This is a genomic window from Pseudomonas asiatica, assembly GCF_009932335.1.
Taxonomy (GTDB): Bacteria; Pseudomonadota; Gammaproteobacteria; order Pseudomonadales; family Pseudomonadaceae; genus Aquipseudomonas; species Aquipseudomonas asiatica.
Genome location: NZ_BLJF01000001.1, coordinates 3,916,523 through 3,933,670, shown reverse-complemented (window position 1 = coordinate 3,933,670; position 17,148 = coordinate 3,916,523). Strand labels below are relative to the sequence as shown.

The window sequence follows — 17,148 nt, the reverse complement described above, 5'->3', positions numbered from 1 at the left end:
CCTTAATCTGAGCTCACCGAAGCACCCTGACCAGGAGTCTCCAAATGGCTGCAATTCTCCCGCTTCACGAAGCCGTGAAGCAGTTCATCCAGGATGGCGATACCGTCGCCCTCGAAGGTTTCACCCACCTGATCCCGACTGCCGCCGGCCACGAGATCATCCGTCAGGGCAAGCGCGACCTGACCCTGGTGCGCATGACTCCGGACCTTATCTACGACCAGCTGATCGGCGCCGGCTGCGCCAGCAAGCTGATCTTCTCCTGGGGTGGTAACCCAGGTGTCGGCTCGCTGCACCGCCTGCGTGATGCCGTCGAGAAGCAGTGGCCACACGCCATCGAAATCGAAGAACACAGCCATGCCGACCTGGCAAACGCCTATGTCGCCGGTGCTTCTGGCCTGCCGTTCGCCGTGCTGCGTGCCTACGCCGGCTCCGACCTGCCGAAGGTCAACCCGCTGATCAAGAGCGTCACCTGCCCGTTCACCGGTGAAGTGCTGGCAGCCGTGCCGTCGGTGCGCCCGGATGTGACCGTGATCCACGCGCAAAAGGCCGACCGCAAAGGCAATGTGCTGCTGTGGGGCATCCTCGGCGTGCAGAAGGAAGCCGCCCTGGCCGCCAAGCGCTGCATCGTCACCGTCGAGGAAATCGTCGACGACTTGCAGGCCCCGATGAACGCCTGTGTGCTGCCGACCTGGGCCCTGAGCGCGGTATGCCTGGTACCTGGCGGTGCGCACCCGTCCTATGCCCACGGCTACTACGAGCGTGACAACCGCTTCTACCAGGCCTGGGACCCGATCGCGCGTAGCCGCGAATCGTTCACCGCCTGGATCGACACCTACATCCGTGGCACTGCCGATTTCAACGAATTCAAGGCCAAGCTGGCCAGCACTGCGGAGGCCGCACAATGAGCTACTCCACTTCCGAAATGATGACCGTCGCTGCAGCACGTCGCCTGCGCAACGGTGCTGTGTGCTTCGTCGGCATCGGCCTGCCGTCCAAGGCTGCCAACCTGGCGCGCCTGACATCGTCGCCAGACGTGGTGCTGATCTACGAATCCGGCCCGATCGGCGCCAAGCCAAGTGTGCTGCCGCTGTCTATCGGCGACGGCGAGCTGGCCGAAACCGCTGACACCGTGGTGCCGACCGGCGAGATCTTCCGCTACTGGCTGCAAGGTGGGCGCATCGACGTCGGCTTCCTCGGCGCTGCCCAGGTCGACCGCTTCGGCAACATCAACACTACCGTCGTCGGTGATTACCACGCCCCGAAAACCCGCCTGCCAGGTGCTGGTGGTGCACCGGAAATCGCTGGTTCTGCCAAGCAGGTACTGATCATCCTCAAGCAGTCGCCGCGTGCCTTTGTCGACAAGCTGGACTTCATCACCTCGGTTGGCCACGGTGAAGGCGGCGACTCGCGCAAACGCCTTGGCCTGCCAGGCGACGGCCCGGTCGGCATTATCACCGACCTGTGCATCATGGAGCCGGAAGCCGGGACCCACGAATTCGTCGTCACTGCGATCCACCCGGGTGTGACCCGCGAGCAGATCATCGCCGCCACTGGCTGGGCGATCCGCTTTGCCGACGATGTGCAGACCACCGCCGAACCGACCGAAGTCGAGCTGTCCGCTCTGCGTGACCTCGAAGCCCGTACCGCCGCGGCCCATGGCCAGGTCGCAGGAGAAGCTTGATGCGCGACGTATTCATCTGTGACGCCATTCGCACCCCGATCGGCCGCTTCGGTGGCGCCCTGGCCGGCGTGCGGGCCGACGACCTGGCCGCCGTACCGCTGAAGGCGCTGATCGAGCGCAACCCGACCGTGCAGTGGGATCAGGTTGACGAAGTGTTCTTCGGCTGCGCCAACCAGGCTGGTGAAGACAACCGCAACGTGGCACGCATGGCGCTGCTGCTGGCCGGCCTGCCGGAGAGCATTCCGGGTGTCACCCTGAATCGCCTGTGCGCGTCGGGCATGGATGCCATCGGCACTGCCTTCCGCGCCATTGCCAGCGGCGAAATGGAGCTGGCTATTGCCGGCGGCGTCGAGTCGATGTCGCGTGCCCCGTTCGTCATGGGCAAGGCCGAAAGCGGCTATTCGCGCAACATGAAGCTCGAAGACACCACCATCGGCTGGCGTTTCATCAACCCGCTGATGAAGAGCCAGTACGGTGTGGACTCCATGCCGGAAACCGCCGACAACGTGGCCGACGATTACCAGGTTTCGCGTGCCGACCAGGACGCGTTCGCCCTGCGCAGCCAGCAGAAGGCAGCTGCGGCCCAGGCCGCCGGCTTCTTCGCCGAAGAGATCGTGCCGGTGCGTATCGCGCACAAGAAGGGCGAGACCATCGTCGAGCGTGACGAACACCTGCGCCCGGAAACCACGCTGGAAGCCTTGACCAAGCTCAAGCCGGTCAACGGCCCGGACAAGACCGTCACCGCTGGCAATGCCTCGGGCGTGAACGACGGTGCCGCGGCGTTGATCCTGGCTTCGGCCGAGGCTGTGAAGAAACACGGCCTGACCCCACGTGCCCGCGTACTGGGCATGGCCAGCGCCGGTGTTGCACCGCGAGTGATGGGCATTGGTCCGGTGCCGGCAGTGCGCAAGCTGACCGAGCGCCTGGGTGTGGCGGTGAATGATTTCGATGTGATCGAGCTCAACGAAGCCTTTGCCAGCCAAGGTCTGGCGGTGCTGCGTGAGCTGGGTGTGGCCGACGATGCACCGCAGGTGAACCCCAACGGCGGTGCCATCGCCCTGGGCCACCCGCTGGGCATGAGCGGTGCGCGCCTGGTGTTGACTGCGCTTCACCAGCTGGAGAAGAGCGGTGGGCGTAAGGGCCTGGCGACCATGTGTGTGGGCGTAGGCCAAGGTTTGGCGCTGGCCATCGAGCGGGTTTGACTTGTACCGGCCTCTTCGCGGGTAAATCCGCTCCCACAGGGGGAACCACGCCTCCCGCTGTGGGAGCGGGCTTGCCCGCGAAGAGGCCGGTCCTGCCAGACTCAAGGCCAGTTGCCAGCCAGATAGCGGAACGAGTGTGTTACCAGGTGTGTCTAGAATTACCTGCGACCCTCCAGGAGTAAACTCACCATGACCTCAACCTATTACACCGGCGAAGAACGCAGCAAACGCATCTTCGCTATCGTTGGTGCCTCTTCAGGCAACCTGGTGGAATGGTTCGACTTCTACGTCTATGCCTTCTGCGCGATCTACTTTGCCCCGGCTTTCTTCCCCTCCGACGACCCCACCGTGCAGTTGTTGAACACGGCAGGCGTGTTCGCCGCGGGCTTTCTGATGCGCCCCATCGGTGGCTGGATCTTCGGCCGCCTCGCTGACCGCCATGGTCGCAAGAATTCCCTGATGATCTCGGTGCTGATGATGTGCTTCGGCTCCCTGATGATCGCCTGCCTGCCTACCTATGCCAGCATCGGCACCTGGGCCCCGGCGCTGCTTTTGCTGGCCCGGTTGATCCAGGGCCTGTCGGTAGGCGGCGAGTACGGCACCACTGCCACTTACATGAGTGAAGTAGCCCTGCGCGGCCAGCGCGGTTTCTTTGCCTCGTTCCAGTACGTGACCCTGATCGGCGGCCAGTTGCTGGCGGTGCTGGTGGTGGTGATCCTGCAGCAACTGCTCACCGAAGAAGAGCTGCGCGCCTGGGGCTGGCGCATTCCGTTCGTGGTCGGTGCCATTGCCGCACTGATCTCGCTGATGCTGCGCCGCTCGCTGCATGAGACCAGCAGCGCCGAAACCCGCCAGGACAAGGATGCCGGCACCATCAAGGGCCTGTTCCGCGACCATGCGGCGGCCTTCATCACCGTGCTCGGCTATACCGCGGGCGGTTCGCTGATCTTCTATACCTTCACCACCTACATGCAGAAGTACCTGGTCAACACCGCTGGCATGACCGCGAAGAACGCCAGCTATGTGATGACCGGTGCGCTGTTCCTGTTCATGGTGCTACAGCCGTTCTTTGGCATGCTCTCCGACCGCATCGGTCGGCGTAATTCGATGATGCTGTTCGGTGCCCTGGGGACGCTGTTTACCGTGCCGTTGCTGATGGCGCTGAAAACCGTGAGCAGCCCGTTCATGGCCTTCGTGCTGATTACCCTGGCGTTGTGTATCGTCAGTTTCTATACCTCGATCAGCGGCCTGGTGAAGGCCGAGATGTTCCCGCCGCAGGTGCGCGCACTGGGCGTGGGCCTGGCCTATGCAGTGGCGAACGCGGCGTTCGGCGGTTCGGCCGAGTACGTGGCCCTGGGCCTGAAGACCCTGGGCATGGAAAACACTTTCTACTGGTACGTGACGGCGATGATGGCGATTGCCTTCCTGTTCAGCCTGCGCCTGCCGAAGCAGGCGGCCTACCTGCACCACGATAATTAAGGACGTGGCATGACCAACCAACTGTTCGACGCCTACTTCACCGCACCGGCCATGCGCGAGATCTTCTCCGACCGTGGCCGCCTGCAGGGCATGCTCGATTTCGAGGCGGCGCTGGCGCGTGCCGAGGCGGCTGCCGGGCTGGTCCCGCATAGCGCTGTAGCGGCCATCGAGGCGGCGTGCCACGCCGAGCGCTATGACGTTGGCGCGCTGGCCAATGCCATCGCCACTGCTGGCAACTCGGCGATCCCGCTGGTGAAGGCGTTGGGCAAGGTGATTGCCAGTGGCGTGCCCGAAACCGAGCGCTATGTGCACCTGGGCGCCACCAGCCAGGACGCGATGGACACCGGGCTGGTCCTGCAACTGCGTGCTGCCCTCGACCTGATCGAAGCCGATCTAGGCAAGCTCGCCGATACCCTGTCGCGCCAGGCTTTGCAGCACGCCGACACGCCGCTGGTGGGGCGCACCTGGCTGCAGCACGCCACCCCCGTGACCTTGGGGATGAAACTGGCCGGCGTGCTGGGCGCCTTGACCCGTCACCGCCAGCGCTTGCAGGAGCTGCGCCCACGCTTGCTGGTGCTGCAGTTCGGCGGCGCCTCGGGCAGCCTGGCGGCGTTGGGCAGCAAGGCGATGCCGGTAGCCGAAGCCCTGGCCGAGCAGCTCAAGCTGACCCTGCCCGAGCAGCCCTGGCACACCCAGCGCGACCGCCTGGTGGAGTTTGCCTCGGTGCTGGGCCTGATCGCTGGTAGCCTGGGCAAGTTCGGCCGCGATGTCAGCTTGCTGATGCAGACCGAGGCGGGGGAACTGTTCGAGCCTTCCGCGCCGGGCAAGGGTGGGTCTTCGACCATGCCGCACAAGCGCAACCCTGTCGGCGCCGCGGTGCTGATCGGCGCCGCGACCCGCGTGCCGGGGCTGGTCTCTACGCTGTTCGCCGCCATGCCCCAGGAGCACGAGCGCAGCCTCGGTCTGTGGCATGCCGAATGGGAAACCCTGCCGGACATCTGCTGCCTGGTATCTGGTGCGCTGCGCCAGGCCCAGGTGATTGCCGAGGGCATGGAAGTGGATGCCGCGCGCATGCGCCGTAACCTCGACCTGACCCAGGGCCTGGTGCTGGCCGAAGCGGTGAGCATCGTCCTCGCCCAGCGCCTGGGCCGCGACCACGCCCATCACCTGCTGGAGCAGTGCTGCCAGCGCGCTGTGGCCGAACAGCGCCACCTGCGCACCGTGCTGGGTGAAGAGCCGCAGGTCAGTGCCGAGCTGTCTGCCGAAGAACTCGATCGCTTGCTCGACCCTGCCCATTACCTGGGCCAGGCCCGCGTCTGGGTGGCGCGCGCCGTGTCCGAACATCAACGTTTCACTGCCTGAAGGAGACCGCTGTGGCGCACTTGCAACTGGCCGATGGCGTTTTGAATTACCAGATCGATGGCCCGGAAAACGCCCCGGTGCTGGTCCTGTCCAACTCGCTGGGCACCGACCTGGGCATGTGGGACACGCAGATTCCACTGTGGAGCCAGCACTTGCGCGTGCTGCGCTACGACACCCGTGGCCACGGTGGGTCGCTGGTCACTGAAGGCCCCTACAGCATCGAACAGCTGGGCCGTGACGTGCTGGCCCTGCTCGATGGCCTGGATATCGCCAAGGCGCACTTCGTCGGCCTGTCGATGGGCGGCTTGATCGGCCAGTGGCTGGGCATCAACGCCGGCGAGCGCCTGCACAGCCTGACCCTGTGCAACACCGCCGCCAAGATCGCCAACGACGAGGTGTGGAACACCCGTATCGACACCGTGCTCAAGGGCGGGCAGCAGGCCATGGTCGACCTGCGCGATGCCTCCATCGCCCGCTGGTTCACCCCAGGCTTCGCCCAGGCCCAGCCAGCGCAGGCCCAGCGCATCTGCCAGATGCTGGCGCAAACCAGCCCGCAAGGTTATGCCGGCAACTGCGCGGCGGTGCGTGATGCCGATTACCGCGAGCAACTGGGCCGTATCCAGGTGCCGGCGCTGATCGTTGCCGGTACCGAGGACGTGGTGACCACTCCGGAGCACGGCCGCTTCATGCAGGCCGGTATCGCGGGTGCCGAGTACGTCGACTTCCCGGCGGCGCACCTGTCCAACGTCGAGATCGGCGAGGCGTTCAGCCGCCGTGTGCTCGACTTCCTGCTGGCTCACTGAGGATACCGCCATGGACGAGAAACAACGTTACGACGCCGGCATGCAAGTACGCCGCGCAGTGCTTGGCGATGCCCACGTGGACCGCAGCCTGGAGAAGCTCAACGAATTCAACGGCGAGTTCCAGGAGATGATCACCCGCCACGCCTGGGGTGACATCTGGACCCGCCCGGGCCTGCCGCGCCATACCCGTAGCCTGATCACCATCGCCATGCTGATTGGCATGAACCGCAACGACGAGCTGAGGCTGCACCTGCGCGCGGCGGCCAACAACGGCGTGACCCGCGACGAGATCAAGGAAGTGCTGATGCAGAGCGCGATCTATTGCGGCATTCCGGCGGCCAATGCCACCTTCCACATGGCTGAGTCGGTGTGGGATGAGCTGGGTGTGGAGTCGCGACAGCAGTAATGGCTGTACCGGCCCAATCGCCGGCAAGCCAGCTCCCACAGGGATTGCATCAGGCTTGAGGGCAGTGCAGTTCCTGTGGGAGCTGGCTTGCCGGCGATTGGGCCATGGAATGTTTACATGGCCGCATTCTTCTGCCGCATGGCCACTGGGCCGGCGTTGCTTTCCACGGCTTGCTTCAGGGCCGGGCACAGGCCGAGCATGAATGCCGCTTCTGCCACCACGAACAACGGCCCGATGATCAATCCGCTGACATCGTCGACAAACGCCGGTTTGCGGCCTTCGTAGTAATGGCCGACGAACTGGATGATCCAGCCCACCACGAACGCTCCCAGCCCGGTGCCGAGCCACAGCGCTGTCGTCTGCATCGCCAGCACCTGGCCGACCCACAGGCATAGCCCAAGCAACAACCCCATCACCAGGCCGAAGCGCAGGTCCAGGCGCAGGTAGAACCAGACCGAGGCCGCCGCCGCAGGCAGGGCAGGGGACAGCCACATGCCGGCTACCTCCCAGCCTGGGCGCGACAGCAGGATAGTGACCGCCAGCACGATCATCGGGATGCCGACGAAGTGGGTGGCGATGTTGCGTGGGTCGCGGTGGTAGCTGGCGTACTGGCTCAGGTGGTCGACGAGGGTTTTCATTGTTGTGCCTCCCTGGTTGCCTGATCGAGGTGTATTGCTGTTCCGGCCTCTTCGCGGGTAAATCCGCTCCCACAGAGTCACTACAACTCCTGAGGGCTGCGCTGTACCTGTGGGAGCGGGTTCACCCGCGAATGGGGCGGTACAGGCGACCGATATAGCTCAGGATAGCCCGCTCCTGCCACCATCATCAGCTCAGCGAATGGCAGCAGCCCGCACTGGCATATCCAGCCCCACCAGCGTCTCGATCATCGCTCGCGCCGCCGGCGACAGCCGGTAACCGCTGCGGCTGACCACGCCACAGCGCACACTCAGCACTTCCAGCGCCGGTGGCAGGTTGCGCCAGTGCAGGCGCACCAGCCGGCCGCTGGCCAGGTCTTCGGCAACTGCTTCCTCGCTGGCGGTGCCGATGGCATCGCTGGCTTGCACCACACTGCGCAGCACGGCCAGGTGCTCGGTTTGCAGGTGCGGGGTGAAATCGCTGCGCCCGCTCAGGTTGGCCAGGCGCTTGCGCACACCGGGGGCGAGCAGGGCGCTGGCCAGCGGGTAGCTGAACAGGTCGTTGGTCGACAGGCTGTCCTTGGCCAGCAATGGGTGCCCCGGGCGGCAGAAGAACAGGCCGGGGCGCGTTGAAAGGGGCTCGGTGTGAAAGTTGGGATCGGCTTCGAACGGTCGGATATCGTCGACGAAAAATTCGATCTGCTCGCGGCGCAGGGCCTGGCCGAGGCGTTCGGCGTTGTCTACCAGCAGTGAGGTGCGGATGCCCGGGTGGCGTTCGAGAAAGTGGCGCAGGGCATCGGGCACCAGGCGCACGGCCAGCGCCGGGCCGCTGCCGAAATGCAACTCGCCGGCGTCGAGCTTGGTCATCTGCAGCACTTCGTTGCTCAGCTGCGCGGCACCTTGTACCAGGCGCCGGGCATGTTGCAGCACCACCAGGCCTTCGGGGGTGGGCGGCAGGGCTTTGCTGGCGCGGTCGACCAGTGGGCAGCCGAAGCTGTGTTCCAGACTCTGTATGGCACGGCTGAAGGCGGGTTGGGTGATGCCCATGGCCTCGGCGGCACGGACGAAGCTGCGGTATTCGGTGAGGGCGATGAAGTAGCGCAGCTGACGGAGGTCCATGTCATGGCTCTGGGGCGGGGATCAGGGGCCTATTCAAGCGGTTGCTGCATATGTCGTCAAAGAAGGTTTATTGCTTTGTTTATAGCTTAGGGTTATTTGTTGTAGCTTCTGGCCTCTTCGCGGGCATGCCCGCTCCCACAGGGACCGCACAGGTTTCAAGGCTGGTGCGGTCCCGCGAAGAATTCAGAGGAGATTCAGCGGGTAACTCAGGATCAACCGGTTCTCATCGAACGAGTTGGTGCTGAAGTCCCGGCGCATGGTGGAGTTGCGCCACTTCACCGACAGGTCCTTGAAGCTGCCCGACTGCACCACATAGGCCAACTCGGTTTCCCGCGCCCATTCCTTGCCATCGTCCACACCGCCTGCGGTCACGTTGTCACCCTTGATGTAGCGGTTCATCAGGGTCAGGCCTGGCACGCCGACGGTGGCGAAGTTGAAGTCATGGCGCACCTGCCATGAGCGTTCCTTGGCGTTGTCGAAGCTGGAGTTGTAGCTGTCGTTTGCCAGAGTGCCGCCGCTGGTGCCGTTCACCCGCATCCAGGCGTCGTCGCCGCTGACTTTCTGCAGGCCGACGTAGATGGTGTGGCCCTGATAGCGTGCCGAGAGCATGGCCGAGGCTGTGCGGTTGTCCAGTTCGCCAGCGCGTTCGGCGCCGTCTTCCTTGCCGATGAAGTAGCCCAGGTTGGCGCCCAGGGTCCAGTCGCCCAGGGGTTGGCTGTGCACCAGGTTGAGGTACTGCTGGCGGTAGATGTCCTTGAGCTGAGCATTCCACAGGCCGATCATGGTGCGCTTGTCGTTGAAGGTGTATTCGCCGCCGCCAAAGTTGAAACGGTCGGAGGTGAACGCTGCCTTGCCGTTCATCGACATGTCTTCCATGCTGGCGTCGTTGCGCGGGCTGTTGCCGCGGAACTGGCCGGCGTACAGGGTCAGTCCGGCGATTTCCTTCGAGGTCAGCTGGCCGCCGCGGAAGGTCTGCGGCAGCGAGCGGCCATCGTCCGAGCGCAGGATCGGCAGTACCGGCATCCATTCACCTACTTTCAGCTCGGTTTCGGACAGCTTGGCTTTCAGTGCCACGCCCAGGCGGCCGAAGTCATCGGCCGGGCGGCCATCATCGTGCACCGGCAGCAGGTGGGTGTTGGTGGTGCCTTTGCCGCCGTCGAGCTTGACCGAGTACAGGCCCAGTACGTCCACGCCGAAACCGACGGTGCCCTGGGTGAAGCCGGAGCGGGCGTCGAGGATGAAGCTCTGCGTCCACTCCTCGGCCTTGGCCTGCGGGTGGGCCGGGTCGACGAAGTTGCGGTTGATGTAGAAGTTGCGCAGGTTGAGGGTGGCCTTGGCGTCCTCCAGGAAACCACCTTCGTCGGCGGCGAACACGGGGAGTGCGCAGGACATGGCCAACAGGCCGGGCAGCAGCTGGCGTGCGGGTTGCAAAGTGCTCATCTGTCGTGGATCTCTTGTTTTTATGGGCGAGCCGGTACGCTGCAGGATGCGGCCTGCAGGTGCGGGTCTTTTGGGATGAACCGGGGCAACGTTGCGTGGGGAGGATGGTGCGGGGTAGGGCAGGGGTGAGGCAATTCGCCACAAACGGAAACGGGCGATAATCGAACGGAATGTTCTGGTTGGTTAATTGTTTTTCCTGTGCTGGCCTCTTCGCGGGCGAGCCCGCGAAGAGGCTGGTCCAGGCAACACAAAACAAAAAGCCCACCGCGAGGGTGGGCTTGATGCTTTGACAGCTTCAATCAGCTCTTCGGTGCTTCCACCGCTGCCTGCTGGTTGTTGGCCTGCCCGGTCTGCTCGTACCAACCACCGCCAAGCGCCTTGTACAGGTTGACCTCGCTGGTCAGCTGCGACAAGCGGTCGCCGATCAGTGCCTGCTGGGCGCTGAACAGGTTGCGCTGCGCGTCGAGGAAGGTCAGGTTGCTGTCGATACCGATGCGATAGCGGCGTTCGGCCAGGCGGTAGTAGTCCTGGTTCGCCTGCACCAGGTCGCGTTGCGCCTGCAGCTGCTCTTCGAAGGTCTTGCGCGCCGCCAGGCCATCGGAGACTTCCTGGAACGCGGTCTGGATGGTCTTTTCGTACTTGGCGACGTTGATGTCCTTCTGGATCTTCGAGTAGTCCAGGCTGGCCTTCAGGCTGCCGGCGTTGAAGATCGGCAGGTTGATCTGCGGCTGGAACAGCCAGGTGCCCTGGCCGCCCGAGAACAGGTGGCCCATGTCGGGGCTCAGGCTGCCGGCATTGGCGGTCAGGCTGATGCTCGGGAAGAACGCTGCGCGGGCCGCGCCAATGTTGGCATTGGCGGCCTTGAGCAGGTGCTCGGCTTCCTGGATGTCCGGGCGACGCTGGAGGATGTCCGACGGCAGGCCGGCCGGTACTTCGGCCAGTTGGTCGGCATTGAGCTCCAGCGGCTTGGCCAGGTCGGCGGGAATGCCGGTGCCCAGCAGCACGGTCAGGCTGTTGACGTCCTGGGCGACCAGGCGCTGGTACTGCGAGTACTTGACCCGGGCGCCTTCCACGGCGGTACGCGCCTGGCTGACGTCGAGTGCCGAGGCTACGCCGACTTCGTTGCTGCGACGGGTGAGGTTGTAGCTTTCCTCGTAGGTCTTCAGCGTTTCTTCGGTCAGCTTGAACAGCGCCTGGTCGGCCTGCCAGGTGTAGTAGGCGTTGGCCACGCTGGCCACCAGGCTGATCTGCGTGGAGCGACGCGCCTGTTCGCTGGACAGGTAGGTTTCCAGGGCCTGCTCGGTCAGGCTGCGTACGCGGCCGAACAGGTCCAGCTCATAGGCGCTGACGCCCAGGGTGGCCGAGTACTGGCTGGTGATGCCCGCTTCGCCCGTCTGCGACATGTTCGCCGGTACGCGCTGGCGGCTGCCGCTACCGTTGGCCGAAACCGCAGGGAACAGGTCGGCACGCTGGATGCGGTACTGCGCACGGTAGGCGTCGATGTTCAACGCGGCAACGCGCAGGTCGCGGTTGTTCACCAGCGCGGTCTGGATCAGCTGCTGCAGGGCCGGGTCGTGGAAGAACTGACGCCAGCCCTGTTCGGCGGCGGCAACCTCCGCCGACTGCGTCGGCGAGTAAGCCGGGCCTTGCGGCCACTGCGCAGCCACCGGCGATTCCGGGGTCTGGTAGTCAGGGATCAGCGAGCAGCCGCCAAGAATGAAAGCGGTTACTGCCAGGGACAACAAAGACTTGGTCATTGCCCAGCCTCATAACGTGGAGTTTCAGGGGTGACGTCTTTTTCCGGCTCTTTGCTGCCGAACAGTGACGACACTGCGACGAAGAACAGTGGTACCCAGAAGATAGCCAGCACGGTCGCACTGATCATGCCGCCGATCACGCCAGTACCGATGGCATGCTGGCTGCCGGCGCCGGCGCCGCTGGCGATAGTCAACGGTACCACGCCGAGGATGAACGCCAGCGAGGTCATGATGATCGGGCGCAGACGCATGCGGCACGCCTCGATCGCCGCGTCGTACAGGCTGCGGCCTTGCTCGTGCAGTTCCTTGGCGAACTCGACGATCAGAATGGCGTTTTTCGCCGCCAGGCCGATGGTGGTCAACAGGCCGACCAGGAAGTACACGTCGTTGGACAACCCGCGCAGGCTGGTGGCGATCAGGGCACCGATGATACCCAGCGGTACTACCAGTACCACGGCGATCGGGATCGACCAGCTTTCGTACAGGGCTGCCAGGCACAGGAACACGAACAGTACCGAGAGGGCGAACAGTGCCGGCATCTGCGAACCGGAGAGTTTTTCCTCGTAGGACATGCCGGTCCAGGAGAAGCCGATGCCGCTTGGCAGTTCGCCAGCAATGCGCTCGACCTCGGCCATGGCTTCACCGGTGCTGTAGCCCGGGGCCGGAGCACCGAGGATTTCCATTGCCTCGACGCCGTTGTAACGCGACAGCTTCGGCGAACCGTAGGTCCATTCGCCCTTGGCGAAGGAGGAGAACGGCACCATTTCGCCGGCGCCATTGCGCACGTACCACTTCTGCAGGTCTTCCGGGCTCATCCGCGCGTTCGGCTCGCCCTGGATATACACCTTCTTGACCCGGCCACGGTCGATGAAGTCGTTGACGTAGCTGGCACCCAAGGCAATCGACAGGGTGTTGTTGATGTCGGCGATGGTCACACCCAGGGCGCTGGCACGCTCGTCATCGATGGTCAGCTGGTACTGCGGCTCGTCGTTCAGACCGTTCGGGCGCACGGCGCTGAGGATCTTGCTCTGCGCGGCCTTGGCCAGGAACTGGTTGCGCGCTTCCATCAGCTTGGTATGGCCGACACCGCCGCGGTCCTGCAGGAACACGTCGAAGCCGGTGGCGTTACCCAGTTCGAGCACCGCAGGCGGGGCAAAGGCGAACACCATCGCATCGCGGAAGGTGAAGAAGTGCTGCTGGGCGCGCTGGGCAAGGGCGAACACGCTGTTTTCCTTGGAGCGTTCATCCCACGGCTTGAGCATGATGAATGCCATACCCGAGCTCTGGCCACGGCCGGCGAAGTTGAAGCCGTTGACGGTGAACACCGAAGCCACGGTGTCGGCCTCTTCGCTGAGCAGGTACTCACGCATCTGGTCGACCACCACCTGGGTGCGCTCGGCACTGGAGCCGGCCGGGGTCTGTACCTGGGCGAACAATACGCCCTGGTCTTCTTCCGGCAGGAACGCGGTAGGGATGCGGGCGAACAGCCAGATCATGCCGACCACGATCAGCGCGTAGGCCAGCAGGAACGGTACCTTGTTGCGCAGGATGGTGCCCACGCTGCGCTCGTAGCCGGTTACGCTGCGGTCGAAGTTGCGGTTGAACCAGCCAAAGAAGCCGCGCTTGGCCACATGGTGCTCGCCCTTCTTCAGCGGCTTGAGCATGGTGGCGCACAGGGCCGGGGTGAAGATGAGCGCCACCAGCACCGACAGGCCCATGGCCGAGACGATGGTGATGGAGAACTGCCGGTAGATCACACCTGTGGAGCCGCCGAAGAACGCCATGGGCAGCAGTACCGCCGACAGCACCAGGGCGATACCCACCAGGGCACCCTGGATCTGCTCCATCGAGCGCTTGGTCGCTTCCTTGGGCGGCAAGCCTTCCTCGGACATCACCCGCTCGACGTTCTCCACCACGACGATGGCGTCGTCCACCAGCAAGCCGATGGCCAGGACCATGGCGAACATGGTCAGGGTGTTGATGCTGAAGCCGGCAGCGGCAAGGATGCCGAAGGTACCCAGCAACACAACCGGTACGGTCATGGTGGTGATGATGGTGGCGCGGAAGTTCTGCAGGAACAGGTACATCACCAGGAACACCAGGACCACGGCTTCGATCAGGGTGTGGATAACGCCACTGATCGATTCGGTGACCACCGGGGTGGTGTCATACGGGAATACCGCTTTCACCCCAGGCGGGAAGAACGGTTCCAGGTCGGCGATGGTCTGGCGCAGGGCCTTGGCGGTGTCCAGGGCGTTGGCACCGGTAGCCAGTTTAACTGCCAGGCCGGAGGCCGGCTTGCCGTTGAACTGGGCGCTGACGGCATAGTTTTCACCACCCAGGCCAACCTGGGCGACATCACCCAGACGCACCTGCGAACCGTCGCTGTTGACCTTGAGCAGGATTTTCTCGAACTGCTCGGCAGTCTGCAGGCGGGTCTTGCCGATGATGGTAGCGTTCAGCTGGGTACCCGGCATGGCCGGCAGGCCGCCGAGCTGGCCGGAGGATACCTGCACGTTCTGCGCGGCCACGGCGGTCTTGACGTCGACCGGGGTCAGCTGGAACTTGTTCAGCTTGGCCGGATCGAGCCAGATACGCATGGCGTACTGCGCACCGAACACCTGGAAGTCACCCACACCCGCGGTACGCGAGATCGGGTCCTGCATGTTGGAGACGATGTAGTTGGCCAGGTCGTCCTTGGTCATGCTGCCGTCTTCGGACACCAGGCCGATCACCAGAAGGAAGTTCTTCACTGCCTTGGTGACGCGGATACCTTGCTGCTGCACTTCCTGCGGCAGCAGCGGGGTAGCCAGGTTCAGCTTGTTCTGCACCTGCACCTGCGCGGTGTCTGGGTTGGTGCCCTGCTCGAAGGTGGCGGTAATGGTCATGCTGCCGTCAGAGTTACTTTCCGACGACACATAACGCAGGTTGTCGATACCGTTGAGCTGCTGCTCGATCACCTGTACCACGGTGTCCTGTACGGTTTGCGCCGAGGCGCCCGGGTAGGTCACGGCGATGGCGATGGCCGGCGGCGCGATGCTGGGGTACTGGTTGATCGGCAGCTTCAGGATCGACAAGGCGCCGACCAGCATGATCACCAGGGCGATCACCCAGGCGAAGATCGGGCGATCGATAAAGAACTTCGACATGGTTTACTCCGCTTTGGCGTCTGCTTTCGCCGCGTTGGCCTGAACAGGGCTGGCCGGCTTCTTGACGTTGGTGGCTTCGCTGACCTTGACCTCGACGCCCGGGCGCACGTACTGCAGCCCTTCGGTGATCAGGCGGTCACCCGGGTTCAGGCCTTCCTCGATCAGCCAGTCGCTGCCCAGGGTACGGTTGGCCTTGAGCTGGCGCAGTTCGACCTTGTTCTCCTGGTTGACCACCAGCGCGGTCGGCGCGCCTTTCAGGTCGCGGGTCACGCCCTGTTGCGGGGCCAGGATGGCGTTGGCGTTGACCCCGGCCTTGAGCCGCGCATGCACGAACATGCCTGGCAGCAGGGTGTGATCGGGGTTGGGGAAGAGGGCGCGCAGGGTGACCGAGCCGGTGGTCTCGTCGACCGCGACTTCGGAGAACTCCAGGCGGCCTTCCTGCTTGAACAGGCTGCCGTCTTCCAGCACCAGCTGCACCGAGGCGGCGTTGTCGCCGGCCTTCTGCAGCTGGCCGCTTTCCAGGTCACGGCGCAGCTTGAGGAGTTCGGCGGTGGACTGGGTGACGTCGACGTAGATCGGGTCGAGTTGCTGGATGGTGGCCATGGCGTTGGCCTGGCCATTGCTCACCAGTGCACCTTCGGTGAACGAAGAACGGCCGATACGGCCGCTGATCGGTGCCAGGACCTTGGTGTAGCGCAGGTCGATCTGCGCGCTTTTGAGCGAAGCCTCGGCCTGCAATCGTTTGGCATTGGCGTCGTCGTATTCCTGCTTGGAGACAGCCTGTTCGTCGATCAGCTGCTTGTAGCGCTCGGCCAGCGAGCGGGTGGCCTGCAGGTTGGCCTGGGCATTGGCCAGGTTGGCTTCGTACACGGCAGGGTCGATCTGGTACAGCTGCTGGCCTTCCTTGACCTCACTGCCTTCCTTGAACAGGCGCTTGAGGATGATGCCGTTGACCTGCGGGCGCACTTCGGCGACGCGGTAGGCAGTGGTACGCCCCGGCAATTCCGAGGTCAGGGTGAAGGCTTGGGGCTGGATGGTCACGACGCCGACCTGAGGAGCCTGCGCCGCTGGCGCTGCTTCTTCTTTCTTACAGCCACTGAGCAGGGTTGCCAGGGCGACGGCGGAAACCAGAGCGGTAACGGCTGGCTTGAATTGCATGAGGATCCTCGGGTCGCTGGAGCTGGGAGACGCTCAAGAGTAATGGAAGAGTCTTGATCTGGAAAAATTGCTATCCGGTGGATAAATAGCTTGCTAAGGAATATACTTACATTCATGGTTGTTTGTAAATACCGCTGGGTTGTACTCGGGTACTGCCACAGCTCTTGATTAGCTCCCCCGCGAGGCACCCTGCAGAGGTGCCCCCGGAGTGTTCCCCGCACGCGCCGCGCGTTCGGGGCAGATGAGGTTTGTACTGCCATGGTCCGTCGAACCAAAGAAGAAGCCCAGGAAACCCGCGCCCAGATCATCGAGGCGGCGGAAAAGGCCTTCTACAAGCGCGGGGTTGCGCGAACCACCCTGGCCGACATCGCCGAACTGGCGGGTGTGACGCGAGGAGCGATCTACTGGCATTTCAACAACAAGGCCGAGTTGGTGCAGGCGTTGCTCGACAGCCTGCATGAAACCCATGACCACCTGGCGCGGGCGAGCGAAAGCGAGGACGAAGTGGACCCGCTTGGCTGCATGCGCAAGCTGTTGCTGCAAGTGTTCAACGAGCTGGTGCTCGATGCCCGAACCAGGCGTATCAACGAAATCCTGCATCACAAGTGCGAGTTCACCGATGACATGTGTGAAATTCGCCAGCAGCGCCAGGCTGCTGTGCTGGATTGCCACAAGGGCATCACCCTGGCGTTGGCCAATGCCGTGCGCCGGGGCCAGTTGCCAGGCGAGCTTGATGTCGAGCGCGCGGCGGTGGCCATGTTCGCCTATGTCGATGGCCTGATCGGGCGCTGGCTGTTGCTGCCTGACAGTGTCGATTTGTTGAAGGATGTCGAAAAATGGGTCGACACCGGGCTGGATATGCTGCGCTTGAGCCCGGCTCTGCGCAAATGACACTTTGTTAAGGATTGTGAGGGAGTGTTACCCCTTTGTGTTAAGGGGGGATTAATGCTTCCGGAT

At 63.8% G+C, this 17,148-nt stretch carries 14 protein-coding genes; 8 read left to right on the top strand and 6 right to left on the bottom strand.

Features of this window, described 5'->3' with window-relative positions:
• The first annotated feature begins 44 nt into the window (after positions 1-44).
• The 7 genes from GYA95_RS18230 to pcaC all read left to right on the top strand — a co-directional run bounded on the left by GYA95_RS18230 (position 45) and on the right by pcaC (position 6,933).
• Entirely contained in the window at positions 45-905 is an 861-nt protein-coding gene (locus GYA95_RS18230) for a CoA transferase subunit A (RefSeq protein WP_015271654.1), read from the top strand.
• Positions 902-1,681 (top strand): CoA-transferase subunit beta, encoded by a 780-nt coding sequence (locus tag GYA95_RS18225; RefSeq protein WP_015271653.1) that lies wholly within the window; start codon positions 902-904, stop codon positions 1,679-1,681. The genes GYA95_RS18230 and GYA95_RS18225 overlap by 4 nt, the downstream gene beginning before the upstream one ends.
• A complete protein-coding gene (gene pcaF / locus GYA95_RS18220) occupies positions 1,678-2,883 on the top strand; it encodes a 3-oxoadipyl-CoA thiolase (protein WP_169774743.1) in 1,206 nt (401 codons plus the stop codon). Before GYA95_RS18225 ends, pcaF begins: the two co-directional genes overlap by 4 nt.
• A 189-nt stretch (positions 2,884-3,072) precedes the next feature.
• Positions 3,073-4,362: an MFS family transporter gene (locus GYA95_RS18215; protein ID WP_015271652.1), complete on the top strand. Its 1,290-nt coding sequence runs from the start codon at positions 3,073-3,075 to the stop codon at positions 4,360-4,362.
• A 9-nt stretch (positions 4,363-4,371) separates the two neighbouring features.
• A complete protein-coding gene (locus tag GYA95_RS18210) occupies positions 4,372-5,724 on the top strand; it encodes a 3-carboxy-cis,cis-muconate cycloisomerase (protein WP_015271651.1) in 1,353 nt (450 codons plus the stop codon).
• Between the two features lie 11 nt (positions 5,725-5,735).
• Positions 5,736-6,527 carry a 3-oxoadipate enol-lactonase gene (gene pcaD, locus GYA95_RS18205; protein ID WP_015271650.1) on the top strand — a complete coding sequence of 264 codons (792 nt, stop codon included), beginning with the start codon at positions 5,736-5,738 and terminating at the stop codon, positions 6,525-6,527.
• Positions 6,528-6,537: 10 nt separating this feature from the next.
• Positions 6,538-6,933 (top strand): 4-carboxymuconolactone decarboxylase, encoded by a 396-nt coding sequence (pcaC, locus tag GYA95_RS18200; protein WP_015271649.1) that lies wholly within the window; start codon positions 6,538-6,540, stop codon positions 6,931-6,933.
• Positions 6,934-7,046: 113 nt separating this feature from the next.
• Here the strand turns inward: pcaC and GYA95_RS18195 are convergent, their stop codons facing one another.
• The 6 genes from GYA95_RS18195 to ttgA form a co-directional block, all read right to left on the bottom strand.
• The gene (locus GYA95_RS18195; RefSeq protein ID WP_015271648.1) at positions 7,047-7,571 is read right to left on the bottom strand and encodes an Mpo1 family 2-hydroxy fatty acid dioxygenase; all 525 of its coding nucleotides are present in this window, start codon (positions 7,569-7,571) and stop codon (positions 7,047-7,049) included.
• Between the two features lie 192 nt (positions 7,572-7,763).
• Positions 7,764-8,687, bottom strand: a complete 924-nt coding sequence (locus GYA95_RS18190; RefSeq protein WP_015271647.1) for a LysR family transcriptional regulator — start codon at positions 8,685-8,687, stop codon at positions 7,764-7,766.
• 183 nt (positions 8,688-8,870) lie between these two features.
• Positions 8,871-10,127, bottom strand: coding sequence for an OprD family porin (locus GYA95_RS18185; RefSeq protein WP_015271646.1), 1,257 nt, complete (start codon positions 10,125-10,127; stop codon positions 8,871-8,873).
• Between the two features lie 299 nt (positions 10,128-10,426).
• Positions 10,427-11,884 carry an AdeC/AdeK/OprM family multidrug efflux complex outer membrane factor gene (locus GYA95_RS18180; RefSeq protein ID WP_013974037.1) on the bottom strand — a complete coding sequence of 486 codons (1,458 nt, stop codon included), beginning with the start codon at positions 11,882-11,884 and terminating at the stop codon, positions 10,427-10,429.
• Positions 11,881-15,033, bottom strand: a complete 3,153-nt coding sequence (gene ttgB, locus GYA95_RS18175) for a multidrug efflux RND transporter permease subunit TtgB (protein ID WP_015271645.1) — start codon at positions 15,031-15,033, stop codon at positions 11,881-11,883. Before ttgB ends, GYA95_RS18180 begins: the two co-directional genes overlap by 4 nt.
• 3 nt (positions 15,034-15,036) lie before the next feature.
• The gene (gene ttgA / locus GYA95_RS18170; RefSeq protein ID WP_013974035.1) at positions 15,037-16,191 is read right to left on the bottom strand and encodes a toluene efflux RND transporter periplasmic adaptor subunit TtgA; all 1,155 of its coding nucleotides are present in this window, start codon (positions 16,189-16,191) and stop codon (positions 15,037-15,039) included.
• Positions 16,192-16,449: 258 nt separating this feature from the next.
• Between ttgA and ttgR the strand changes: the two genes are divergently transcribed.
• On the top strand, positions 16,450-17,082 hold the full coding sequence (gene ttgR / locus GYA95_RS18165; RefSeq protein WP_013974034.1) for an efflux transport transcriptional regulator TtgR: 633 nt from the start codon (positions 16,450-16,452) through the stop codon (positions 17,080-17,082).
• Positions 17,083-17,148: the final 66 nt, after the last annotated feature.